Below are 23,035 nucleotides of genomic sequence, written 5' to 3'. Positions count from 1 at the left end.
GACCGGTCGGTACCCTCGCGACGTGGACGAACGGCGCATCGACGCGGTGGTGCTGGACTGGGGCGGCGTGCTCACGGTCTCCGTGCCCGCCTTCATCGAGGACTGGCTGAGCACCGAGAACATCGACCGGGAGCGCTACGGCGCCACCATGCGCGGCTGGATGGGGCGCGAGGCCGCCCCGGACAACCCCGTGCACCGCCTGGAGACCGGCGAGCTGACCACGCACGAGTTCGAGGCGCTGCTGGCCGCCGAACTGGTCACCCTCGACGGCCGGGGGATCGCCGCGCAGGGCCTGCTGCGCCGCATGTTCGGCAGCGCCCACCCCGACCCGAAGATGGTCGACCTGGTCCGCGGGCTGCGCGCCGACGGCGTCACCACCGCGCTGCTGTCCAACAGCTGGGGCGAGGGCTACCCCGAGGAACTGCTGCTGGAGCTGTTCGACACCATCGTGATCAGCGGCCGCGTCGGGCTGCGCAAACCCGACCCGCGCATCTTCGAGCACACCCTCGACCGGCTCGGCCTGCCCGCCCACCGCTGCGCGTTCTTCGACGACGCCCCCGTCAACGTCGAGGGCGCCCGCGCCGTGGGCATGCACGCCCACCGGCACACCGACGCCGACTCCACGCGCGCCGTGATCGACCAGCTCAGGGGAGCCGCGGCATGACCGACCACCCCACCACCGACCACCCCACCACCGACCCGGCCACTCCCGACCCGGCCGCCCCCGGGCTGCCCGGGCTGGACCTGGACAGGCTCGCCGCCCACCTCGGCACCGGCCCGCTGACCGGCGAGCTCATCCCCGGCGGCCGCTCCAACCTCACCTACCGGGTCACCGACGGCACCCACCGCTGGGTGCTGCGCCGCCCGCCGCTGGGCCACGTGCTCGCCACCGCCCACGACATGGGCCGCGAGCACCGCGTCATCTCCGCCCTCGCCGGCACCGCCGTGCCCGTGCCCGGCGTCGAGCTGCTGTGCGAGGACGTCGACGTCCTCGGCGCGCCGTTCTACCTGATGGAGGAGGTCCCCGGGCAGGCCCTGCGCCACCGCGACCAGTGCCCCTGGATGACCCCCGACAAGGCGCGCGCCCTGTCCGACCGGCTCGTCGACGTGCTGGCCGACCTGCACGCCGTCGACCCCGCCGAGGTCGGCCTGTCCGACTTCGGCCGCCCCGAGGGCTTCCTCACCCGCCAGGTCACCCGCTGGGGCAAGCAGCTCGACGCCTCCCGCAGCCGCGACCTGCCCGGCATCGACGAGCTGCGCGACCGGCTCGCCCGCACCGTGCCCCGCTCGGCCCGCGCCACGATCGTGCACGGCGACTACCGGCTCGACAACGTGCTGGTCACCGACGACCCGCTCGACATCGGCGCCGTCCTCGACTGGGAGATGGCCACCCTCGGCGACCCGCTCGCCGACGTCGGCCTGCTGTGCGTGTACTGGAACGGCATCGGCGCGCGCGAGGACGACCCCATCACCGGCACCGTGCCCACGCTGCCCGGGTTCGCCACCGCCGACGAGATGGTGCGCCGCTACGCCGAGCGCAGCGGCGCCGACGTCAGCGACCTCGCCTGGTACACGGCGTTCGCCTACTTCAAGCTCGCCGTGATCCTGGAGGGCATCCACTTCCGCTTCACCCGGGGCAAGACCGTGGGCGCCGGGTTCGACCAGATCGGCCACCTCACCCTGCCGCTGGTCGGGCAGGGACTCGCCGCGACCGCAGGGGAGCACTGATGGACTTCGCCTACGACCCCACCACCGAGGAACTGCGCGGGAGGCTGCTGCGGTTCATGGACGAGTTCGTCTACCCCGCCGAACCCGTCGCCGAGCGCCAGCTCGCCGAGGCCGCCGACCCGTGGGCGCGCCCCGCCGTCATCGAGGACCTCAAGGCCGAGGCCCGCCGCCAGGGCCTGTGGAACCTGTTCCTGCCCGACGCCGAGCACGGCGCCGGCCTGACCAACCTCCAGTACGCGCCCCTGGCCGAGATCACCGGCCGCAGCCCGCACCTGGCCCCGGAGGCGCTCAACTGCGCCGCGCCCGACACCGGGAACATGGAGGTGCTGGCCATGTTCGGCACCGAGCAGCAGAAGAAGCAGTGGCTGCGCCCCCTGCTCGACGGCGAGATCCGCTCCGCGTTCTGCATGACCGAACCCGACGTGGCCTCCTCCGACGCCACCAACATCGCCACCAGCATCGTGCGCGACGGCGACGAGTACGTGGTCAACGGCCGCAAGTGGTGGTCCTCCGGGGCGATGAACCCCAACTGCGCGGTGTTCATCGTCATGGGCAAGACCGACCCCGACGCCGAACGCCACCGCCAGCAGGCGATGATCCTCGTGCCCCGCGACACCCCGGGCGTGCACGTCAAGCGCGGCATGCACGTCTTCGGCTACACCGACGCCTCCCACGGCGGGCACGCCGAGGTCGTGTTCGACGACGTCCGCGTGCCTGCGGACAACCTCATCGCCGGCGAGGGCGAGGGCTTCGCCATCGCCCAGGCCCGCCTCGGCCCCGGCCGCATCCACCACTGCATGCGCCTGATCGGCATCGCCGAACGCGCCCTGGAACTCATGTGCCGCCGCGCGGTCGAACGCGTCGCCTTCGGCAAGCCCCTCGCGCGCCAGGGCGTCGTGCAGGAGTGGATCGCCGAGTCCCGCGTGCGCATCGAACAGGCCCGCCTGCTCGTCCTCAAGACCGCGTGGCTGATGGACACCGTCGGCAACAAGGGCGCGCACACCGAGATCCAGGCCATCAAGATCGGCACCCCGCTCATGGCCGAGTGGGTCCTCGACAAGGCCATCCAGGCCCACGGCGCCGGCGGGGTGAGCCAGGACTACCCCCTGGCCGAACTCTGGGCCTCCGCGCGGACCCTGCGCCTGGCCGACGGCCCCGACGAGGTCCACCGCATGTCGCTGGCCAAGCGGGAGATCAAGAAGTACCTGTAGGACCACCCGGCCGTGCTCCGGCCAGGGCGTCCAACTCCTCGACGATGGCGGAGTAGGCGTCCGGCCGGAGCTCGACCAACTCCTCCACGTGGTACCGCCAGTCCTGGACGGTAAGTTCCCACGACAGTGTCCGATCTTCCATCGGGATCAACTGCAGTCGCAGCCCATCGATTTCCGGGATGATGCTGGTGTACGCCGGTTCCGGTGTGCGAAGAAAAAATGCTCTTACGCTGCGAATTTCGTCGATGAGTTCTGTCATCGTCCTGATTCGGCCGGACAGCAGGTCGATAAGTTTTGTTATCTTCCTGATTCGACCGGACAGTAGGCTGTGGGTAATACTCGCGATCGACGAAGTTCGCGTTTCGGTGGCTTCCACTTCTTCGGTTAGCGCCTGCGCGGCGTCACGGATGCGCTTTGCCAGGTCGTTTACCCGCCTCGTGTCCCCGAGTTCTGCCGCATACTCCAGTAGGTTTAGCCAAGTAGCGAGATCTTCGTCATTGCCCGGCGGGTATACTGCGAGTTCTACAGCCTCGTCGAGCAACTCCGGTTTGCGCAGGACAACAGCGGCAAGTGCCAAGGCTTGTACCCGATGCACCTCGTCGGGCGTTGTGCGAGCAATCGACTCAGCCTGTCCGGGGTCGCCTGTTGACGTCAATTTGCGAATGAGGTCCAGGCGAACTCGACGCTGCATCCACGGGACCTCGATAAGCTCAAGCGCGTGGATGGCAGAATTAAGAGAATCGACTGCCATGGCTCCTTCTGCGATGGCTGTCCACGCCGCAGAACGTGCCGTCTCGTCCTCCAATGCGGCAGTGTGCCGGATGGCTCGGGCGACATCCCCGACGTCCACCGCCGTTTTGATCCACAGAACCCAACGTCGATCCTCTCCGGCATGATCAGTGCCGAACCGAGCCAGTTCCTCGGACAGGATCAGCATTTCACGTCCGTCGTCGAGCCTGCCCGCACGCATGAAGGACGCCGCGATGGCGCGCACTAGGTCCGCTGGTTCGTGGGCTGACGAGGCATATTGACGAGCAAGCTCCATAGCACGGTCGAAGTTGCTCGAGTTGGCCGACGCCAAGGCGGCCCATAGCATACCCCTACCTCGCGCGGCCACCTCTGGCATTCTTTCGGCAGTAGTCTCTATATCAATGATCAAACGTCGGACGTCAGACTCGTCGCGCTGTCTAACCCACGCTTCCGCCAGGTAGGCCAGTCTTTCACAGAGAACGACATCGTCATCCGTTGCGCGCGCCAGCGACTCGGCCTCCTCGGGACACTCGGCGCCGGCGGCGTAGATGATGCGCATCGTGACCCACTGAACCTCCGACACTTCGCGGGCAAGCCGCTCGAACCGGAAAGCGTAGTCGTATTCGCCCGCATCAGCAGCAGCGACTGCGGCTCGAACAGAAAATATTTTTTCGTCCCCGGTAAGCCGAGTTTCGATCTCACGCAAAGCTTGTCCGACACGTTCACGGTCGCCGACCACCGCCGAGGCGGCCACGGTTGCGATGAGATGATCCAGACTGGCCTTCATCTTCCGTTCAGCGAACGGGAAGAGTTCCCCGTCAGTCTTACGGGCCGCTTTTTCGATTTTGTCCGATTCGGCCAGCAAGGAGGCGGCCTCATCAATTTCATCTGTCGCGGCAGCCAATGAAGCCAGTGCGAAGGCTCGTTGTGATTCATTTTCCACATGATCCAGCAGTTCTCGGGCGCGGTCACTTGATCCCGATTCCGCATACGCCTCCGACACGGAGAGCAGCGAGCGCACGCCAAGGTACTGATTAAGTGGGCGGGCTATTTTCGCGGCTTTTTCGAGCAACTTGGCGGCGAGGCTCGGCTGTTCCTCTCGAGCGGTTTTCGACATCAGAACCAAAGCGGCGACCCGATCGGGCAGATCCGGTATGGAATCGGCCATCTGTTCGGCCCGCTCATGGTCACCCAAACGCGTCCACCCCGCAGGCAACCACGACGGAATGGCCTGGTTGAGACGGTGGAGGTGCTGCCGGTGGACCGCCAGTCGAGCGGTCAGAACGGGATCTGAGTCCTCCTGACGGAGCAGGAAGTCCTGAGCGGTGGTGATGTCGGCCAGCGCGGCTCCATCGGCGTTAACACGAGAACGGAGGAGGCGCTGTCGGGCCGGGTCCGTCGCGTGCACGACTGCTCGATCGATATCGCCGGTCTCGATGAGCATGGCGTAGTAGCCCCGCAGCAAGTACTCGGGTGTGTTAGGGGGCCACATGCGAGCGGTGTAGGTGGCCGCCCAGTCGTGAAGTCGGTTCCGGTAATCGTGGATACGGGCGCCGAACAGGTCCAAGGCGGTCCGTTGCAGTTCCTCATGCGCCAGAAGGTAACCCTCAGAAGCCACGTCCGGGTTGTTCTGGAAGTTACGACCCGTAACGGTGTGCAGGCGGTCCTCGACCTGCAACTCCGAAAGGCCGGTCAGTTCCGCGAGGTCCACAGCGGTTAGTCCTCCGCCCGACGCTGTGACCAGACCAAGCAGGTCCTGTCCATCCAGCGGGCCTGCCAGGAGCTTCTTCAGGTCCCGTTCCATCTCGTGCCGGATGGCCTTCGCCGCAGGCGACGGGCTGAGTGGGCGGACGACCGACAGGTCGTGCAATGGGTGATGCGCCGGGACGTCGCCCGGTAGCGGTGGGAACTCGCGGCCGGTCACGATCACCTTCATTCCCTCGGGTAGAACAGCAGGCAGGAGGGCGGCGATGCTGTGCGCGTGACCCGTACCGTCGACGCCGTGGTCCTCGTCCAAGCCATCGACGACGAGTACGAAGTGCTCGCCTCGTACGTGGCACCACTCGGCCGCCCTGTCCAGCAGGGTGAGCACTTCCGCCTCCGCGAGTGCGGGTGGCGGCTGCGGCGATGGGAGTCCGAGCAGGGCCGATAGCTGTACCAGCAGGTTGTCGACGAAGTCCGAGCGGCTGTTCTGCTTCGAGCTGCGTGCGACGATGAAGAACGGGACCAGCCGCACCGCTGGTGGTGGATGCAGGACGAACCAGGACAACAGGGCCGTCTTACCCGACCACGCCTCTCCCCGCCACCAGCCGTAACGTCCCCCGGTGACCGGTGAGGTGCAGAAGTTGGCGAGGGCGTCGAGTTCGTCTCGACGGCCTACCAGCTCTCGAGGTGCCAGTTCCCGCACGGCTCTGAGGTAGGGGTTGTGCACCGGCGGAGCGGAGGTGTGCAGGTGGACGTCGCCCTGGATCGTGCGTGCCTGGACGACGGACCCCTGCACGTCGCCCTTCACCCGGTTTCCCCACCACCGCACGAGACCGATCATCCGGCACGAGGGCGCGCGGGTGACCGCAGAAGAGCGGCTCAGGGGACGTGGTGTGACGGCACGGCGGCCAGCAGGGTGCGGGTGTAGTCGTGTCGCGGCGCCAGCAGCACCTCTTCCACGGTGCCCCGCTCCACGATCTCGCCCCGGTACATGACGGCCACCCGGTCGGCGATGGTCCAGGCCAGGCCCAGGTCGTGGGTGATCACCAGGGCGCCCAGGTCCAGGTCCCGGCGCAGGCGCAGCAGCAGGGCCAGGATCTCGCCGCGCACCGAGGCGTCCAGCGACGCCACCGGTTCGTCGGCGATCAGCAGGCGCGGGCCCAGGGCCAGGGCCCCGGCGATGACGACGCGTTGCCGCTGGCCGCCGGAGAGCTGGTGGGGCAGGGACGGGAAGAAGCGTTCCGGGGGGCGGAGCTCGGCCTGGGACAGGGCTTCGGCCACGCGTTCCCGCTCGTCGCCGTCGACGCCGTGGATGCGCAGGCCCTCGGCCACCGCCTCGTACACCGAGTGCCTCGGGTTCAGGGCGCTGGTGGGGTCCTGGAGCACCAGCTGCACCTGGCGGCGGTAGGCGCGCAGGCCCGCGCTGGAGCGGGGCAGTGGCCGGCCGTCGAAGACGACCCGGCCGGCGGTGGGGCGTTGCAGGCCCAGCAGGGTGCGGGCGAGGGTGGTCTTGCCCGAACCCGACTGGCCCACCAGGGCCAGGACCTCGCCCGCCCGGACCTCCAGGTCCACGCCGGCCACGGCGGTGTTGCGGCCGTAGTCGACCCGGACGCCCTCGGCGCGCAGCAGCGCCGGGGAGGAGGACGGGGGCGCGTCGGAGGGGGTGACGTGCCGCGACGCCGGGTCGCCCACGGTGGGGAACGCGGCGGCCAGGGCACGGGTGTGCGGGTGCGCGGGGTGGTGGATGACCTCGCGCGCCGGGCCCTCCTCCACGACGACGCCGTCCCGCATCACGGCCAGCCGGTCGCACGTCGCCGCCAGCACGGACAGGTCGTGGCTGATCATCACCAGGCCGATGCCGCGTTCGGACACCAGGCGCTTGAGCACGTCGAGGACCTGCGCCTGCACCACCACGTCCAGCGCGGTGGTCGGCTCGTCGGCCACGACCAACCTCGGTTCGCACGCCAGCGCCATCGCGATCATCACCCGCTGCTTCTGCCCGCCCGACAGCTCGTGCGGGTAGGCCCGTGCCGCGCGGGCGGGCAGCTCGACCTGCTCCAGCAGCGAGGCGACCGAGCCGCGCACGCCGTGCAGCCGCATCGGCTCGGCGATCTGGTCCCCGACCCGGTGCACCGGGTTGAGGGCGTGCATCGCGCCCTGGAAGACCACGGACGCCGCCGCCCACCGCACCGCGCGCAGCCGGCCCCACGACATGGTGCGCACGTCCTCGCCGTCGAGCAGCACCTGCCCGTCGACGCGGGCGTCGCGCGGCAGCAGCCGCAGCACCGACATGGCCACGGTGGACTTGCCGCAGCCCGACTCCCCCGCCAACCCCAGCGTCTCCCCCGCCGCCAGGGACAGGGTCACCGAGCGCACGGCGTCGACGTCCGCGCCCCGGTAGCGCACGCTCAGGTCCCGCAGCTCCAGCAGGCTCACCGCTCCCCCTTCAACCGCGGGTTGAGCACGGTCTCCAGCGCCCGCCCGACCAGCGTGAACGCCAGCACCACGCACACCACGCCCAGGCCGGGCGGGATGAGGAACCACCAGGCGCGCTGCGACACCGCGCCGTTGATGTTCGCCGCGTGCAGCATCGACCCCCACGACACGCGCGTCGGGTCGCCCAGCCCGAGGAACGACAGCGTCGACTCCGCGACGATCGCGCCGGCCACGGTCAGCGTGGTGTTGACGAACACCAGCGGCAGCACGGCGGGCAGCACGTGCCGGCCCACGACGTGCGCGTGGCCGCCGCCCAGGGCGCGGGCGCGTTCGATGAACGGCCGCGCCTCCACCGCCAGGGTCTGCGCCCGCACCAGCCGCGCGGTCGCGGGCCACGACGTGACGCCGATGGCGAGCACGATCGTGCCCAGGCCGCGCGGCAGCACGGTGGACAGGGCGATGGCCAGCACCAGGGAGGGCAGCACGAGGAAGAAGTCGGTGAACCGCATCAGCACCGCCGACGCCCAGCCGCCGAAGTGGGCCGCGGCGACGCCGACGACGGTGCCGATGAGCACGGACAGCACGGTCGCCGCCAGGCCGACGACCAGCGAGATCCGGGTGCCCCACCAGGTGAGCAGCAGCACCGGGCGCCCGTTGTGGTCGGTGCCCAGCCAGTGCTCCGCCGACGGCGGCTGCCACGGGCGGGCCGTCACCCGCGTCACGTCCAGCCCGGCCGTGTCGGTCACCAGCGGCGCGAGCAGCGCCAGCACCGCGATCACGCCGAGCCCGACCAGGCCGACGAGGCCGCCGCGCTGGGAGGCGAACTCGCGCCAGGTGGCCTTCGCGGCGGCCAGGCGGCGTTGCCGCGCGATCGCCGTCACGACGCACGCACCCGCGGGTCGAGCACCCGGTAGGCCAGGTCGGCCAGCACGTTCATGAAGATCACCGCTCCCGCCAGCACCACGAACGTGCCCTGCAGCAGCGGCAGGTCCGGTCCGGTCAGCGCCTCGTAGGTCAGCAGTCCCAGCCCCGGCCAGGAGAACACGGTCTCCACCGTGATCGCGCCCGACACCACGAGCCCGAGGTGCAGGAACACCAGGGTCACGGTCGGCAGCAGCGCGTTGGGCACGGCGTGGCGGCGGCGCACCAGGTCGTCGCGCAGCCCCTTGGCGCGCGCGGTGGTCAGGTAGTCGGCGTGCATCTCCTCCAGCAGCGAGGACCGCATGACCAGCAGGTACTGGGCGTAGACCACGGCGATCATGGTCAGGCACGGCAGCACCAGGTGGTGGGCGACGTCCAGCGACTGCGACAGGAAGTCCGGTGGCGTGTCGGGGTAGCGCATGCCGCCGGAGGGGAACAGGTCGCCGGTGGCCATGGACAGCAGCATGCCCAGCCAGAACGTCGGCATCGCCCACTGCGCCAGGGCCGCCCCGGTGGAGATCCGGTCGAACCGGGACCCGCGCCGCCACGCGCCGCGGATGCCCAGCCACAGCCCGAGCACCACGGCCAGCGCGGTGGCGGTGCCCACCAGCAGCACGGTGGGCCACAGCCGTTCGCCGATCAGCTCCAGCACGGGCCGGCTGTAGGTGTAGGAGGTGCCGAAGTCGCCGCGCACCGCGTCGGCGAGGTAGTCGGCGAACTGCTCGGGCAGCGGCTCGTCCACGCCCAGGCGGGCGCGCAGCTCGGCGATCTGCTCGGCGCCCACCGGGCGGCCCCGTGTCATGGTCACGACGGGGTCGCCGGGGATGACCCGGAACAGCAGGAACCCGAGCACGACCACGAACGCGAGGCTGGCCAGGGCGCCGCCGAGCTTGCCCGCGAGGTGCTTGATCACTCGCGGTCCCCGGCGCCCGCCCTGCGCCGCCGCGACACCAGGAACACGCCGGCCGCGGCGACCACGAGCGCGCCGCCGACCACGGCGAGGATCAGCCCGGTGTTGGAGGTGCCGCCGCCGGTCGCCGAGTCGGTGGGCGTGGCGCCGTAGTAGCCCCACACCCCGTTCTGGGCCATGATCACGCCGCCCGGGTCGGGCTGCACGGGGAAGGACGCGAACTTGTCGCTGCGGTACGCCTCCAGGGCGTTGTCGTAGCCGAGGATCACCGCGGGCACCTGGTCGTAGAAGCGCTGCTGCATGCGCTTGACCAGCTCCTGGCGCTTGGCCGGGTCGAACTCGGCGCGCTGCTGGGCGTAGAGGGCGTCGTACTCGGGGTCGCAGAAGAACGTGTCGGTGGTGCCGCCCTTGCCGTCGGCGTTGGGCCGCTGGCCGCAGGTGTGCAGCGACAGGATGTAGTCGGGGTCGGGGTTGGTGCCCCAGCCGGAGAAGACCAGGTCGAACGTGCCGGCGGTGCTGGCCTCGTTGAGCTGGTTGTCGGAGACGACCTGCACGTCGACGGGGATGCCGAGGTCGGCGAGCGAGCGCTTGACGAACTCGGAGGTCTGCTCGTCGTAGGCGCGGCCGGCGTGGCCGAGCAGGCGCAGCGCCAGGGGGCGGCCGTCGGGTCCGACGCGGGTGCCGTCGGCGCCGCGGGCGTACCCGGCGGCGTCGAGGTCGGCGTTGGCGGCGGCCGGGTCGTGCGCGCGGGCCCGCTCGGGTTCGGCCAGGTGGTAGGAGGCGAACACGGGCGGGATGGGGCCGGTGCCGCGCTGGGCGTAGCCGCCGTTGACGCGTTCGATGATCGCGTCGAGGTCGATGGCCTTGGCGATGGCGCGGCGCACGACGACGTCCTTGAGCGCGGGGTGCCCGTCGCCGATGGGGGTGCCGTCGCGGGTGGCGGCGCCGGAGTTGACGACGATCTCGTTGAACCGGCGGCCCTGGGCCTTGTTGACGGTGACGCCGTCCTCGTCCTTGAGCGAGTCGAACTGGGCGGGGCCCATCCGGTTGACCAGGTCGACCTCGCCCTTGGCGAGGGCCTGGGCGGCGGCGTCGACGGTCTTGTAGTAGCTGAAGGTCAGCTCGTCGTACTTGGGCGCGCCGCGCCAGTAGTCCCGGTTCGCCGTGAACCGGATGAACTCGTTGGCCCGGTACTCGGTGAGGACGAACGGCCCGCTGCCCACGACGGGGGTCTGGTCGTTGCGGTACTCGCCGATGTCGGCGACCTGCGACCAGACGTGCTCGGGCACGATCGGCACGTCCAGCGCGAGCATGGTGGCCTGCGGCTGCCTGGTCCTGATGACCAGGGTGCGGTCGTCGGTGGCGGTGACGGACTCGAAGTCGGCGGTGAAGCTGCCGTTGGCGGTGGCGGCGACCTCGTCGCGCATCATCAGGTCGTAGGTGAACGCCGCGTCACGGGCGGTGACGGGTTTGCCGTCGGACCACTTCTTGCCCTCCGGGATGGTGAAGGTCCAGGTGAGGCGGTCGTCGGAGGACTTCCACTCCTTGGCGAGGCCCTCCACGGGGTGCTGGTCGCCGGCGTCGTAGGCGGTCAGGTAGTCGTACATGAGCCGGCCGACCTCGGTGCCCGCCTGGAAGATCGACAGGAACGGGTTGAGGGAATCCACCTGCTGGGTGATGGCCACACGCAGGGTGACCGCCTGTGGGGCCTCCTGGGCCACCGCCGGTGTGGGTGTGAGGACCAGCAGGCCCACCGCCGCCGCCATCGCCCCGAGCCGTCGCACGCGCACCGTGACCGCCTCCGCCCCTAGTGGAAGTCAAGAAGTAACCACCGCAACAAGGTCTGCGTCAAGAAGCGACCACGAGCGGTTACCGTGGTGGCATGCGGATCTTGATCTCGGCGGACATGGAGGGCGCGACGGGGGTCACCTGGACCGCCGACGTCGTGCCGCAGACCGAGCAGTGGCAGCGCTTCCGGCGGCTGTTCACCGGCGATGTCAACGCCTGCGTCGCGGGCGCCTTCGCCGGCGGCGCGACCGACGTGCTGGTCAACGAGGCGCACTCGTCGCAACGCAACCTCCTGCTGGAGGACCTCGACCCGCGCGCCCGGATGCTCACCGGGCGGCACAAACCCCTCTCGATGATGCAGGGCATCGACTCCGGAGTCGACGGGGTCGCCTTCTTGGGCTACCACGCGGGCGCGGGCCAGGAGGGTGTGCTGGCCCACACCTACCTGGAGAACTCGATCACCGGCGTGTGGCTCGACGGGCGGCCCGCGAGCGAGGGGCTGCTCAACGCGGCGCTGGCCGCCGAGCACGGCGTGCCCGTCCTGCTGGTCACCGGCGACGACCGCACCTGCGAGGACGCCCGCGACTACGCCCCGCGCGCCGAGCTGGTCGCGGTGAAGGAGTGCGTGAGCCGCTACGCCGCCGTGTGCCTGCCGCCCGCCGTGACCGCCGAGCGCATCGCCGCCGCCGCGGAGAAGTCCCTGGTCCGCGCCGGGCGCACCGCCCCGGACCCCCGCCCGCGCCGCGTCGAGGTGGAATTCGACGCCACCCACCTGGCCGCCGCCGCGGCGGTGGTGCCTACGGTGGAGCTGATCGGCGCCCGCCGGGTCGCGTTCGACGCCGCCTCCACGACCCGGGCGATGCAGGCGTTCAAGGTCGTCACGGCGATCGCCGCGGGGGCGGTTGAGGGGATTTATGGCTGAGGACGTCGTCGACCTGTGCGCGGCCCTGCTGCGCATCGACACCACCAACCACGGCCGGGGCGAGTCCAACGGCGAGCGCGAGGCCGCCGAGTTCGTCGCCGGTCACCTGGAGGCCGCGGGCGTGCCCGCGACCCTGCTCGAACCCGCGCCGCGCCGCACCAACGTGCTGGCCCGCGTGCCCGGCACCGACCCCGCCCTGCCCGCCCTGCTCGTGCAGGCCCACCTCGACGTGGTGCCCGCCGACCCGGCCGAGTGGAGCGTGCCGCCCTTCGCCGGCGTCCAGCGCGACGGCTACCTGTGGGGGCGCGGCGCGGTCGACATGAAGGACATGGTCGCCATGGTCCTGTCGGTGGTCGGCACCTGGGCCCGCGAGGGGCGGCGACCGCGCCGCGACGTCGTGCTGGCCTTCGTCGCCGACGAGGAGGACACCGGGGCCTGCGGCGCGCACTGGCTCGTGGAGCACCACGCCGAGCACTTCGCCGGGTGCGCCGCCGCGATCAGCGAGTCCGGCGGGTTCTCCCACCGCACCTTCGACAAGCGCGTCTACCCCATCGGCACCGCCGAGCGCGGCACGTCGCACCTGCGGCTGACCGCCACCGGCCGCGCCGGGCACGGCTCGCGCCGCAACGACGACAACGCCGTGCTCAAGCTCATCAACGCCCTGGGCCGCATCGCCGCGATCGAGCACCCGGTGCGGCTCACCCCGTCGGTGCTGGCGTTCATCGAGCAGGTCGGGGCCGCGCTGGGCGTGCCGGTGGACCTCGACGACGTCGACGGCACCATCGCCCGCTTCGGGCCCGCCGCGCGGCTGGTGGAGAACACCGTCCGCAACAGCACCACCCCGACCGTCCTCGACGCCGGCTACAAGGTCAACGTCATCCCCGGCAGCGCCAGCGCCGAGATCGACGTGCGCACCCTGCCCGGCACCGTGGACGAGCTGCTCGCCGCGGTGGACGCCGCGCTGGGACCGGACGTGCGGCGGGAGTTCCTGCAGCACCAGCCGCCCGTGCAGGCGCCGATCGACTCGCCGTGGTTCGCGGCGATGGCCGACGCGCTGCGCGCCGAGGACCCCGAGGCCGTCGTCGTGCCCTACTGCATGGGCGGCGGCACGGACGCCAAGGCGTTCAGCAGGCTGGGCATCGACTGCTACGGGTTCGCGCCGCTCTACCTGCCCGAGGGCTTCGACTACCGGTCGCTGACCCACGGCGTGGACGAGCGCGTGCCGGTGGAGGGGCTGCGGTTCGGCGCCCGGGTGCTGGACCGGTTCCTGTCGTCCTGACCGACCTGCCGAAGAGGAGGAGGAAGACCGTGGGTGTGCTGATCGACTACTTCCGCGCGCCCGACGCGGCGGCGGTGGTGCGGGCCGTGGCCGCCGCGGACGGCGGCCCACTGGTCGGTGGCGCGGCTGTCGGCGGCCCAGTGCTCGGCGACGCGGTGCTCGACGGCGAGGGTCCCGCGTTCGTCGGGGTCGAGGCCAAGGGCGTCGACCCCGACGTCCTGCTCGGGCAGCTCGTCGCCGCCGTCGCGGGCCGACCGTGGCGGCCCGGCCTCGTCGCCCAGACGGCCGTGTGGCCGACCACCCCGCCACCCGGGCCGCTGGGCCCCGAGGACGACGACGACCCGTGGGCGACCGGGCCCTGGGTGGTGGAGCTCGACACCGCCACGCGCGACATCCTGGCCGGCGCGGAGCACGCCGACGTGCCCCGGTTCGCCGACGAGTGGGCCCGCGCCGAGGAGTTCGGCGCGGGCACGCGCGGCGAGGACCTGGCCCCGCTGGTCGCCGAGCTGCTCGACCTCGCCCGCGACGCCCGCGACCGCGGGGAACGGCTCTACTGCTGGATGCTCTCCTAGAAGCACCCGGGCGGTGGGAAGGGTGTCCAGGACCGTCGTCGCGAACGGGTCCTGGACACCCTTCGTCCGTCTCCGGCTACCACCCCGGCCCGCGCACCACCCGTCTAGCGGCAGCAGTGCGGGTCGTCCGCGGTGGTCGCGCCGGCGCGCACGGTCGTCGTCACGGCCACCACCTCGTTGTCCGCGGGGTTGTCGTCGCCGTCGTACCGGCCGTCGACGTCCACCCGGACCTTGAACGTCACCTTGCCCGCCGCGACGTCCGCGGCGGTGTAGGTGTAGGCGAACGGCAGCTCCACGCGCGACCCGCCGGCGAGCCACTGCTTGAGCGTGCCCACGGTGGTGTAGTACCCGCTCTCCGACAGGCGCAGCAGGTCCACCTCGACCGTTTCGGCGCGGGCCGTGCCGTTGGCGAGCGTCACCCTGATCGGCTTGGTCTGCCCGGCGCGGGCCGAGGCGGGCACGGTGAAGCCGGACAGCCCCACGTCGTGCGTCTCGACCACCAGGGTCTCCACGCCGGTACCGGTGCGCCCGTCGGAGGTCGTGCCGGTCACCTCCACCCGGTACTCGCCGTCGGCGGCGTAGCGGTGCACGAGGGCGTCGCCGGTGATCGGCGCGGACGTGCCGTCGCCGAACCTCACCTCGCCGCTGACCAGCGGGCGGTTCAGGGGGTCTCCGGAGTAGGCGGTGAACCGCACGTCGTCGAAGGTGGACGGGTTGTTCGGGTAGGGCGACGCGACCGGGCGCACCGCCGGCGCGTTCAGCAGGGACAGGGCGAACTCCGAGGCCCGCTCGGCGCTCTTGGCGAACTTGACGAAGTAGGTCCGGCCCGCGGTGGCGGTGAACACGGCGCTGTACCCGGAGTAGGAGTCGACGCAGTCCACTTCGGTCAGCGCGTCCGGCGCGGCACCCTCGTACACGGTGATCGAGGGCGAGCCGTACCCCGTCATCACGGCCACCGAGCGGGTCCGCTCCGGCGTGTAGCGGTACCAGACGGAGCGGTCGAGGCCCTGCTCGCAGCTGGACAGGACCTCGTCCGGCTCGGTCGACGCCAGGCTCAGGTCGCCGGTGAGCTCGGCCGGCAGCACGACGGGGGCCGCCGCGGCGACGTCGTCGTTCGGCGCGGGCGGGGCGGTGGCGAGGCGGAAGTCGACCTGCCCGCCGTAGGAGTACTCGAACACCTCGATGTGGTAGGTCGTGCCCGCGGTCACCGGGAACGCCCTCGTCGGGTAGTCCCTCCGGCAGCTCCCGGGTACCTGCGTGAGCGCGCCGCGCTCGCCGGTGTAGACGGCCACGAGCGGCAACTGCCCGGTGCTGGACACGGTGGTCCTGAGCAGGGCGTCCTCGGTCGCGGTGTAGCGGAACCACACGCTGCGCGTGCCCCAGTGGTAGCAGTCGGTCGGGTCGTCGGCGGCCTTGGTGGCCTCCGTGGTGTCCTGCCTGGTCGAGAACGGCAGCGCGGTGATGGCGGTGGCCTGGTCGAAGTCGTCGTTGGCGGGCGGCGCGGCGTGCGCGACGCCCGGTGCCAGCACCGCGATCGCGGCGGCGACGAGACCGGTGATCGGCGTGCGCAGGCGCGTGAACGCCCGCCGCCGGGTGGGCAGCGTCATTCTGATCTCCCCCGGGAGTGGTGGTGCGGCGGTCAGGCGGCGGCCATCGCGGCCGGACCGGTCACGGTCGTGGCGATGGAGATGACCTCGTTGTCCATCGGGCGGGCGTCGCGGACCGGGTACGGCAGCGTGACCTGCGCCCGGAAGGCGACCTTGCCGACGAGGGCGTCGTCGGGGGTGAAGGTGTGGGCGAACGGGAACTGCACCTTGCGGGTCGGGTGCGCGGGGACGTGCAGGGTCGTCGTGCCGACCTCGGTCCAGTAGTCCCTGGTGCGCTTGTAGAGCACGACGGTCGCCGTCTCGGGGTGCCGCGTGTTCGCCACGTGCACCTTGATCGTCCTGGTCTCGCCCTGCCGCGCGGACGACGGCACGTCGAACCGGGTGATCCCCACGTCGTGCGTCACGACCTCCACCCGGGAGCTCGCCGTGGCGGTGCGGCCGTCCGGCGAGGTGACGACGATGGTGACGGTGTAGACGCCGTCGGCGGTGTAGCGGTGCCGGACGCCCCCGGTCGTGGCCGGGGCCGTGGTGCCGTCGCCGAAGTCCCACGTGGCGCTGAGCGGCTCCTCGTCCCGGTTGTTCGACTCGACGGTGAAGTGGACGTCGTCGTACACCGACGGTTCCGACGTCGACCTGCCGATGTAGGGCCGCAGCGGCGGTGCCTCGGCCAGGTGCAGGGCGGTGGGCCGGGTGCTCTGCCGCGGGCCGGTGACCCTGAGGTAGTAGGTGGTGCCCGCGGTGGCGCCGAAGGTCGTCGGGTCGTCGTAGGAGTAGGACTTGCAGGTCACCTCGGTCAGCTCGGGCGGTGACGCGCCGGTGTAGACGCTGACGACGACGTCGTCGTGCTCGACCCGCGCGGTGACCGACGTCCGCGCCGACGGCGTGTAGGAGTACCAGACCGACGGCACGGTTTCGGCGTAGACGCAGTCGGACTCGGGTTCGTCGGCCTCGAACGTGGCGGTCGACAGGTCCGGGCGCGCGGTGAACGGCAGCGCGGTGACCGGCTCGGCGGCGGTGAACGCGTCGTTGGCCGCGGCCGGGACCGGGTGCAGGGCGAACGACAGCGCGCCGCCGGTGACGGAGTAGCCCGCGACGAAGAAGTGGTAGGTGGTGCCCGCCGCGGCGCGGAACGTGATCGTGGCGTCGGAGCCGATGTCGCAGGCCTGGTCGGCGGCGCGCAGGTTCCCGCGCTCGCCGGTGTTGGCCGACAGGACGGTGCTGTGGTCGCTGCCCACCGTGGTGGCGCGCAGGTAACCGTCCTCGGTCGCGGTGTGGTGGAACCAGACGCCGCCTTCGACGTCGTAGAACTGGCACCAGGACGGGTCGTCGTCCGCCCCGGTCGCCTCGCTCGTGTCCTGCGTGGTGGTGAACGGCAAGGCCGTGACGGCCGTCGAGTGGTCGAAGTCGTCGTTCGACGGTGGTTCGGCGTGCGCGACCCCGGTCGTCAGCACGGCGAACAGCGCCGTGACGGCGCCGACCGCGGTGATGCGGGCGCGCGCGGACGCGCGCCGTCGCAAGGACAGCATCGTGTGGATCCCCCCTGAACACCCGCCCGCCTGGTGGCGGACGGCCCCTGTGATCCTTATACAGGTGGCCGGGGGCGCAGCGTCACCGACAACCGCCGGAATTGGGCCGTCCGGACCGCCGGGTTGCGTCGTCCGCCGGCGGGGAGCGCGGTCGTGCCGGTCCTCTCGGGGGGTGGATCGAGGGGTGCGGGTCAGATCGTGCGGGTCAGGTGGTGCGGACGGTGCCGCCGTCGATGCGGTGCTCCGCCCCGGTGATGGCCGAGGCCCGGTCCGAGACCAGGAACGCCACCAGGTCGGTGACCTCCTCGGGCCGGGCGGGGCGGCCCAGCGGGATGCCGCCCAGGGAGGCCATGACCCCCTCCAGCGCCTCGGCCTCGGTGACGCCCCGGCCGCGGGCGAGGCGGGCGACCATCGCGTCGGCGGCCGTCGTGCGGATGAAGCCGGGCGCGACGGTGTTGACCCGCACGCCGTGCGGCGCGACCTCGGTGGCCAGGCCCTTGCTGTAGGTGGTCAGCGCCGCCTTGGCCGCGGCGTAGCCGAGCGTCGACTCGGGCAGCGGCATCTCGCGCTGGATGGAGGTCACGTGCACCACCGCGCCGCGCCCGCGGGCCACCATCCCCGGCACCAGGGCGCGGTCCAGGCGCACCGCGCCGAGCAGGTTGAGGACCAGTTCGGCCGCCCAGTGCTCGTCGGTGAGCGCGGCCACACCGCCCGCCGGCGCGGTGGAACCGCCCACGACGTGCACCAGGACGTCGACCTCGCCGACCTCGGCGGCGACCCGCGCCACGCCCTCGGCGGTGGAGGTGTCGGCCTCCACGAACCGCGTGCCCGGCGCGGGCGCCGCCGGCGCGTGCCGGGCGGTGACGGTCACCCGGGCCCCGAGTTCGACCAGCCGGGCGGCGACCGCCGCGCCCGTGCCCTTCGTGCCGCCCGTGACCAGGGGACCGCCGGGATACGGGAGAAACCTGCCAAGTAACCGGGTAGGGCCTGGTAGAGGGCGCTGGAGATCGTTAGAGAGCCCGTGTGGCCTGGGCGCGGCGGATGTTGGTTAGGGTGCACTGGGTTACGACCGTTGACTGGGCCTGGTGTTGAGTGGCTTCGATCGATCGCACCGCCTATCCGCGGTTCAAGCGGGTGGTGTCGGTCAGTGAGCTGACGGAGGCGTTCACGCCGGTCACCGACGAGGTTGAGTGGGCTCGGGGGCGGAGTCAGGGCGAGTCGAACTTCCTGGCGTTGGTGGTGCTGCTGAAGTGCTACCAACGGCTGGGGTACTTCCCGAAGCTGGCCGACGTGCCGGTGGTGGTGATCAATCATGTCCGGACCGCGCTGGGCCTGGCCGACGACGTCGCGGCGACGCACGAGTCGGATCGGACGTTGTGGCGCCACCGCGACTACGTCCGTGACCGGCTGAACGTGGTCTACAAGCCCGCCGAGGCGCGCGATCGCCGAGAAGGCGATCCGCAAGGCGGTCACCACGAAGGACAACCCCGCCGACCTGATCAACGTCGCGTTGGAGGAGCTGGTGCGGGCGCGGCGCGAGCTGCCTGGGTTCACCACGCTGGACAAGATGGTCTCCGCGATCCGCACCGAGACGAACACGCGGCTGTTCGCGTTGGTCGCGACCCGGCTGGACGCGGCGGACCGACGACGGCTCGCGCGGCTGCTGTGGCTGGACCCGACATCGCGGCGCAGCGAGTTCGACCGGCTTAAGACGCCAGCAAAGGCCGCGACGCTGGGGAAGTTCAAGCTGCGCCTGGCCCACCTTCAGGCGCTCGACGAGCTCGGCGCGACCGAGCAGTGGCTCGACGGCATCCCAGCGACGAAGATCGCGCATTTCGCCGGGGAGGCCCGGGTGATGCGGTGGCCGAGCGGGCCGGGCGGCTGTTGCTCAAGACGTTGGCGGCTGCGGGCGGGGTGGAGAGGTTGTCGGCGGCGCATGAGGTGGTGGCGGCGCACCACGGCAACAACTACCTGCCGCTGCTGGAGAAGTTCTACAAGAGCCACCGCTCGGCGTTGTTCACCCTGCTCGACACCCTCGACCTGGAGCCGACCAGCGCCGATCACAGCGTGCTGGACGCTGTCGAGTTCCTGCACGCGATCCGGGGCCGCACCGGCGAGTACGTTCCGCAGGAGGTCACCGTCGGGCGCGGGGAAGACGCGGTGACAGTGGCGATCGACATCGACTTCGTCACCGAGGCGTGGCGCAAGATCCTGGTGGTGAAGGACCGGCCGGGCAAGCTGGTGCGCCGCCACCTGGAGGTGTGCGTGTTCTCCTACCTCTCCTCCGAGCTGCGCTCCGGGCACATCGCGGTGGTCGGAGCCGATTCCTATGCCAACCCGCACGCGCAGCTGATGTCCTGGGACGAGTGTGTCCCGCTGGCTGAGCAGTTCTGTGGCCAGGCCGGGATCCCGTCGGACCCGAAGCAGCTCACGGCGCACTACCGGGCGGCGCTGGGTGACATCGCCGCGGTGGTGGATGCCGGGTTCCCGCACGACACCGACCTATCCTTCGAGGCCGGCCGCCCGGTCCTGCGCCGCCGCAAGGGCGCCGACCGGCGCCCGTCCGCGCTCGCGCTGGAAGACGCGATCCACCAGCGTCTCCCAGAACGCGGCCTGCTCGACATCCTGGCCCGCACCGCACACCTGCTCGGCTGGACCCGGCACTTCGGGCCGGCGTCCGGGTCGGACCCGAAGATCCGCGACGCGATGGCCCGCTACGTCCTGACGGTGTTCGCCAACGGTACGCTGCTCGGCCCGGCGCAGGTGGCGCGACACATGCGCGACCAGGTCAGCGCACATGAGCTGTCGATCGCGGCGAACAAGCACACCACCTCCGCCAAGATCGACGCCGCCTCCACCGACGTGATCAACGAGTACGCGAAGCTCGACCTCACCGGCATGTGGGGCGACGGCCGCGTGGTCGCCGCCGACGGCACGCAGGTGGACACATGGGAGAACAACATCCTCGCCGAGTCCCACATCCGCTACGAGGCCGTCTACATCATCGAAGGGTTGCTGCGCAACGACTCCGACATCCAGCCCGACACCATCCACGCCGACCCCCAGGGCCAGTCGCTGCCTGTTTTCGGGCTGGCGGCGCTGCTCGGGTTTGACCTTCTCCCGCGCATCCGTAACTGGGCGGACCTGAACTTCTACCGGCCCAGCGCGGACACCGGGTTCGAGCACATCGACTCGCTGTTCGGCGAGAACGTGATCGACTGGGGCCTGATCGAGACGCACTGGACGGACCTGCTGCGCACCGCGATCTCGATCAGCGAAGGCAGGTTGTCGTCGGTGACGCTGCTGCGCCGGCTGGGCAACAACTCCCGCGAGAACCGGCTCTACAGGGCGTTCCGTGAGCTGGGGCGGGTGATCCGCACGATCACGCTGCTGCGGTTCCTGGCGGACGCGCAGTTGCGGGAGCAGATCACCGCGATCACCAACAAGGCCGAGGCATTCCACGGGTTCTCCGCGTGGCTGCGCTTCGGCGGTGAGGCGATCGGGCGCAACGACCCGGACTACCAGGAGAAGATCATCAAGCTCAACGAGCTGCTCGCCAACTGCGTGATCTACTCCAACGCCTGCGACATCACCGCCGCGGCGAACGCGCTGGCCTCCGACGGGCACCCGATCGACACCGACGATCTGGCCACGATATCCCCGTACATCACCCACACCATCCGCCGGTTCGGCGACTGGGTGCTGGATCCATCCCCGCCAGACGCGGTGCCGGTCACCACACTCGACCTGGTGCCGGGCGCGTTGTCCCCGGTGGCATCACCCCGGCCGCATCGCCTGCCGCCGCCGCACTGCGCCGGACGCGGCAGCGCATCATCTCGAAGAAGGGTTCCTGATGGCCACTACCCGTTGGGTTCGCGCGGTGGACCCGGCGGTCAGCGGCGCCGCAGTGCCGGGTCGAGCAGCGCGGGCGGGGTGTCATTCTTCTCGTGCGCGGCCAGGTCGGTTCCGGGGGCGACGATCGCGTCGATCGCGTCGAGCACGTCGGCGGAGAGCACGGTGTCAGCGGCGGCGAGTTGCGAGTGCAGGTGGTCCAGTGTGCGGGGACCGATGAGCGCGCTGGTCACGGCCGGATGCGTGGTCACGAATCCGAGCGCGAGCTGGATCATGGTCAGGCCGGCCTCGTCAGCGAGTTTGGCCAGCTGCTCGACGGCATCGAGCTTGGCCCGGTTGGAGGGGATGGCAGTGTCGAAGCGTTGCAGCATGAACGTGGAGCGGCTGGTGGTGATGTCCCGGCCCTCACGGATCGCGCCCGACAGCCAGCCCGAAGCCAACGGGCTCCACACCAGCACACCGAGCCCGTACTGCTCGGTCACGGGCAGCACGTGGGTTTCGATACCGCGCTGCAGGATCGAGTAGCTGGGCTGTTCGGTGACGTAACGGCTCAGGTGATACTCACGGGCGGCCCACTGGGCCTGCACGATGCGGTATGCGGGGAACGTCGAGGAGCCGAAGTAACGGATCTTTCCCGCGCGTTGCAGGTCGGTCAACGCCGACAGGGTCTCCTCGTCGCCGGTGCTCGGGTCCCACCGGTGGATCTGGTAGAGATCAACGTGGTCGACACCGAGGCGGCGCAGGCTGTTGTCCAGCTCGGTGACCAGCCAGCGGCGCGAACTGCCCTGATGGTTGGGCCCGTCGCTCATCGGCAGGCCCGCCTTCGTGGCCAGCACGATGTCCTCGCGGCGGCCTGCGATGGCCTTGCCGACCATCTCTTCCGACTCGCCGCCGCTGTACGCGTCGGCAGTGTCGATGACGTTGATCCCGCCCTCAAGAGCGGCATCGACGATGGCGGTGACCTCGTCCTGGGTGGTGCGCCCGATCTTGCCGAAGTTCATCGCGCCGAGCGCGAGGGAGCTGACCTGCACACCGGTGCGGCCCAAGGTGCGGTACTGCATGAGTCGTGTTCCTCCATTGCGGATAGAGCGTGATGGCAACGCATGACTTGGTTATCGACCCCTGCTCTGGCATCATGAGCAAGCGGAACCATGTCCCGTTTAACGATACGGAACGTTGTCCCGTTTAGCAAACTCGGCAGCGGAGGGAAGGGTGCGGTGAACGACAGCGACCGGGGCACAGGGCATGCAGCCCGGCCCAAACGAGCGGACGCCCGGCGTAACGAGGAAACTCTGCTCGACGCGGCCGCCGCGATCTTCGTCACGTCAGGCGTGGAAGCGCCGGTACGCGACATCGCGGCTAAGGCCGGCGTCGGAACGGGCACGATCTACCGCCATTTCCCGACCCGGGCGGATCTCATCATCGCCGTCTACCGCCACCAGGTCGACGCCTGCGCCGAGGCCGGCCCGGCCCTGCTGGAAACCAGCCCGACACCTCACGTCGCCCTCGGACGGTGGGTCGAACTCTTCGTCGACTTCCTGGTTACCAAGCATGGCCTCGCGGTCGCGTTGCAGACCGACAACGCCGGCTTCGATACGCTGCACGCCTACTTCCTGGACCGCCTCCTGCCGGTGTGCACCCAGCTCCTCGACGCAGCCGCCGCCTCCGGTGAGATCCGCACCGGCCTCAATGCCTACCAACTCATGCGCGGCGTCGGAAACCTCTGCATAGGCGCCGACAGCGACCCCCGCTACGACGCACGCCAACTGGTCGAGCTCCTCGTCGCAGGACTACGCAAACCGCGCTGACCGTGGCACCCGCGAATGACA

17 protein-coding genes and 2 pseudogenes are annotated in these 23,035 nt (G+C 70.7%); 10 read left to right on the top strand and 9 right to left on the bottom strand.

Features of this window, described 5'->3' with window-relative positions; genetic code table 11:
* Window positions 1–22 precede the first annotated feature (22 nt).
* Genes ACRAKJ_RS20970 through ACRAKJ_RS20960 form a run of 3 tightly spaced genes read left to right on the top strand, consistent with a single transcriptional unit; the run spans window position 23 to window position 2,939 of the window.
* Entirely contained in the window at window positions 23–664 is a 642-nt protein-coding gene (locus ACRAKJ_RS20970; RefSeq protein ID WP_438923295.1) for an HAD-IA family hydrolase, read from the top strand.
* Window positions 661–1,728 (top strand): phosphotransferase, encoded by a 1,068-nt coding sequence (locus ACRAKJ_RS20965; protein ID WP_438923294.1) that lies wholly within the window; start codon window positions 661–663, stop codon window positions 1,726–1,728. Before ACRAKJ_RS20970 ends, ACRAKJ_RS20965 begins: the two co-directional genes overlap by 4 nt.
* The gene (locus tag ACRAKJ_RS20960) at window positions 1,728–2,939 is read left to right on the top strand and encodes an acyl-CoA dehydrogenase family protein (RefSeq protein ID WP_438923293.1); all 1,212 of its coding nucleotides are present in this window, start codon (window positions 1,728–1,730) and stop codon (window positions 2,937–2,939) included. The genes ACRAKJ_RS20965 and ACRAKJ_RS20960 overlap by 1 nt, the downstream gene beginning before the upstream one ends.
* Here the strand turns inward: ACRAKJ_RS20960 and ACRAKJ_RS20955 are convergent.
* The 5 genes from ACRAKJ_RS20955 to ACRAKJ_RS20935 form a co-directional block, all read right to left on the bottom strand.
* Complete coding sequence (locus tag ACRAKJ_RS20955; protein WP_438923292.1) at window positions 2,923–6,201, bottom strand: hypothetical protein; 3,279 nt, start codon at window positions 6,199–6,201, stop codon at window positions 2,923–2,925. The genes ACRAKJ_RS20960 and ACRAKJ_RS20955 overlap by 17 nt on opposite strands.
* A gap of 71 nt (window positions 6,202–6,272) precedes the next feature.
* Window positions 6,273–7,829: a nickel ABC transporter ATP-binding protein NikE gene (gene nikE, locus ACRAKJ_RS20950; protein ID WP_438923291.1), complete on the bottom strand. Its 1,557-nt coding sequence runs from the start codon at window positions 7,827–7,829 to the stop codon at window positions 6,273–6,275.
* Window positions 7,826–8,710, bottom strand: a complete 885-nt coding sequence (locus tag ACRAKJ_RS20945; protein WP_438923290.1) for an ABC transporter permease subunit — start codon at window positions 8,708–8,710, stop codon at window positions 7,826–7,828. Before ACRAKJ_RS20945 ends, nikE begins: the two co-directional genes overlap by 4 nt.
* Entirely contained in the window at window positions 8,707–9,663 is a 957-nt protein-coding gene (locus ACRAKJ_RS20940) for an ABC transporter permease subunit (RefSeq protein ID WP_438923289.1), read from the bottom strand. Before ACRAKJ_RS20940 ends, ACRAKJ_RS20945 begins: the two co-directional genes overlap by 4 nt.
* Window positions 9,660–11,426, bottom strand: coding sequence for an ABC transporter substrate-binding protein (locus ACRAKJ_RS20935; protein WP_438923310.1), 1,767 nt, complete (start codon window positions 11,424–11,426; stop codon window positions 9,660–9,662). The genes ACRAKJ_RS20940 and ACRAKJ_RS20935 overlap by 4 nt, the downstream gene beginning before the upstream one ends.
* Window positions 11,427–11,542: 116 nt before the next feature.
* Here ACRAKJ_RS20935 and ACRAKJ_RS20930 point away from each other — a divergent pair, with 116 nt between their 5' ends.
* The 3 genes from ACRAKJ_RS20930 to ACRAKJ_RS20920 are packed head-to-tail and all read left to right on the top strand — an operon-like array spanning window position 11,543 to window position 14,221.
* Window positions 11,543–12,370 carry a M55 family metallopeptidase gene (locus ACRAKJ_RS20930; protein ID WP_438923288.1) on the top strand — a complete coding sequence of 276 codons (828 nt, stop codon included), beginning with the start codon at window positions 11,543–11,545 and terminating at the stop codon, window positions 12,368–12,370.
* A complete protein-coding gene (locus tag ACRAKJ_RS20925; RefSeq protein ID WP_438923287.1) occupies window positions 12,363–13,649 on the top strand; it encodes a M20/M25/M40 family metallo-hydrolase in 1,287 nt (428 codons plus the stop codon). The genes ACRAKJ_RS20930 and ACRAKJ_RS20925 overlap by 8 nt, the downstream gene beginning before the upstream one ends.
* Before the next feature lie 29 nt (window positions 13,650–13,678).
* The gene (locus ACRAKJ_RS20920) at window positions 13,679–14,221 is read left to right on the top strand and encodes a hypothetical protein (protein ID WP_438923286.1); all 543 of its coding nucleotides are present in this window, start codon (window positions 13,679–13,681) and stop codon (window positions 14,219–14,221) included.
* Window positions 14,222–14,325: 104 nt separating this feature from the next.
* On the opposite strand, the gene ACRAKJ_RS20915 is transcribed toward ACRAKJ_RS20920, so the two are convergent.
* The 3 genes from ACRAKJ_RS20915 to ACRAKJ_RS20905 form a co-directional block, all read right to left on the bottom strand.
* Entirely contained in the window at window positions 14,326–15,828 is a 1,503-nt protein-coding gene (locus ACRAKJ_RS20915) for a PKD domain-containing protein (protein WP_438923285.1), read from the bottom strand.
* Between the two features lie 32 nt (window positions 15,829–15,860).
* Complete coding sequence (locus ACRAKJ_RS20910) at window positions 15,861–17,354, bottom strand: PKD domain-containing protein (RefSeq protein WP_438923284.1); 1,494 nt, start codon at window positions 17,352–17,354, stop codon at window positions 15,861–15,863.
* Window positions 17,355–17,559: 205 nt separating this feature from the next.
* Window positions 17,560–18,294: an SDR family oxidoreductase gene (locus ACRAKJ_RS20905; RefSeq protein ID WP_438923309.1), complete on the bottom strand. Its 735-nt coding sequence runs from the start codon at window positions 18,292–18,294 to the stop codon at window positions 17,560–17,562.
* A 152-nt stretch (window positions 18,295–18,446) separates the two neighbouring features.
* Here ACRAKJ_RS20905 and ACRAKJ_RS20900 point away from each other — a divergent pair.
* The 3 genes and pseudogenes from ACRAKJ_RS20900 to ACRAKJ_RS20890 all read left to right on the top strand — a co-directional run.
* Window positions 18,447–18,710 (top strand): annotated as a pseudogene (locus ACRAKJ_RS20900) (DUF4158 domain-containing protein); the annotation flags it as partial.
* A gap of 85 nt (window positions 18,711–18,795) precedes the next feature.
* A complete protein-coding gene (locus ACRAKJ_RS20895; protein WP_438923308.1) occupies window positions 18,796–19,518 on the top strand; it encodes a DUF4158 domain-containing protein in 723 nt (240 codons plus the stop codon).
* Window positions 19,519–19,706: 188 nt separating this feature from the next.
* A pseudogene (locus ACRAKJ_RS20890) lies at window positions 19,707–20,990 on the top strand (Tn3 family transposase); the annotation flags it as partial.
* A 257-nt stretch (window positions 20,991–21,247) separates the two neighbouring features.
* Here ACRAKJ_RS20890 and ACRAKJ_RS20885 read toward each other — a convergent pair.
* Entirely contained in the window at window positions 21,248–22,267 is a 1,020-nt protein-coding gene (locus tag ACRAKJ_RS20885) for an aldo/keto reductase (protein WP_438923283.1), read from the bottom strand.
* 156 nt (window positions 22,268–22,423) lie between these two features.
* On the opposite strand from ACRAKJ_RS20885, the gene ACRAKJ_RS20880 reads away from it, so the two are divergent.
* Window positions 22,424–23,014, top strand: coding sequence for a TetR family transcriptional regulator (locus tag ACRAKJ_RS20880; RefSeq protein WP_438923282.1), 591 nt, complete (start codon window positions 22,424–22,426; stop codon window positions 23,012–23,014).
* Window positions 23,015–23,035 lie beyond the last annotated feature (21 nt).

The sequence above is a fragment of the Saccharothrix sp. DSM 118769 genome, assembly GCF_052936295.1.
The sequence above is the reverse complement of the archived record's forward strand: the minus strand, read 5'-3'. Positions and strand labels throughout refer to the sequence as shown.

Coding starts and splice junctions, on each gene's coding strand:
- ACRAKJ_RS20935 (WP_438923310.1), bottom strand. CDS start 11,426: ATGGCGGCGGCGGTGGGCCTGCTGGTCCTCACACCCACACCGGCGGTG.
- ACRAKJ_RS20930 (WP_438923288.1), top strand. CDS start 11,543: ATGCGGATCTTGATCTCGGCGGACATGGAGGGCGCGACGGGGGTCACC.
- ACRAKJ_RS20925 (WP_438923287.1), top strand. CDS start 12,363: ATGGCTGAGGACGTCGTCGACCTGTGCGCGGCCCTGCTGCGCATCGAC.
- ACRAKJ_RS20965 (WP_438923294.1), top strand. CDS start 661: ATGACCGACCACCCCACCACCGACCACCCCACCACCGACCCGGCCACT.
- ACRAKJ_RS20915 (WP_438923285.1), bottom strand. CDS start 15,828: ATGACGCTGCCCACCCGGCGGCGGGCGTTCACGCGCCTGCGCACGCCG.
- ACRAKJ_RS20885 (WP_438923283.1), bottom strand. CDS start 22,267: ATGCAGTACCGCACCTTGGGCCGCACCGGTGTGCAGGTCAGCTCCCTC.
- ACRAKJ_RS20910 (WP_438923284.1), bottom strand. CDS start 17,354: ATGCTGTCCTTGCGACGGCGCGCGTCCGCGCGCGCCCGCATCACCGCG.
- ACRAKJ_RS20960 (WP_438923293.1), top strand. CDS start 1,728: ATGGACTTCGCCTACGACCCCACCACCGAGGAACTGCGCGGGAGGCTG.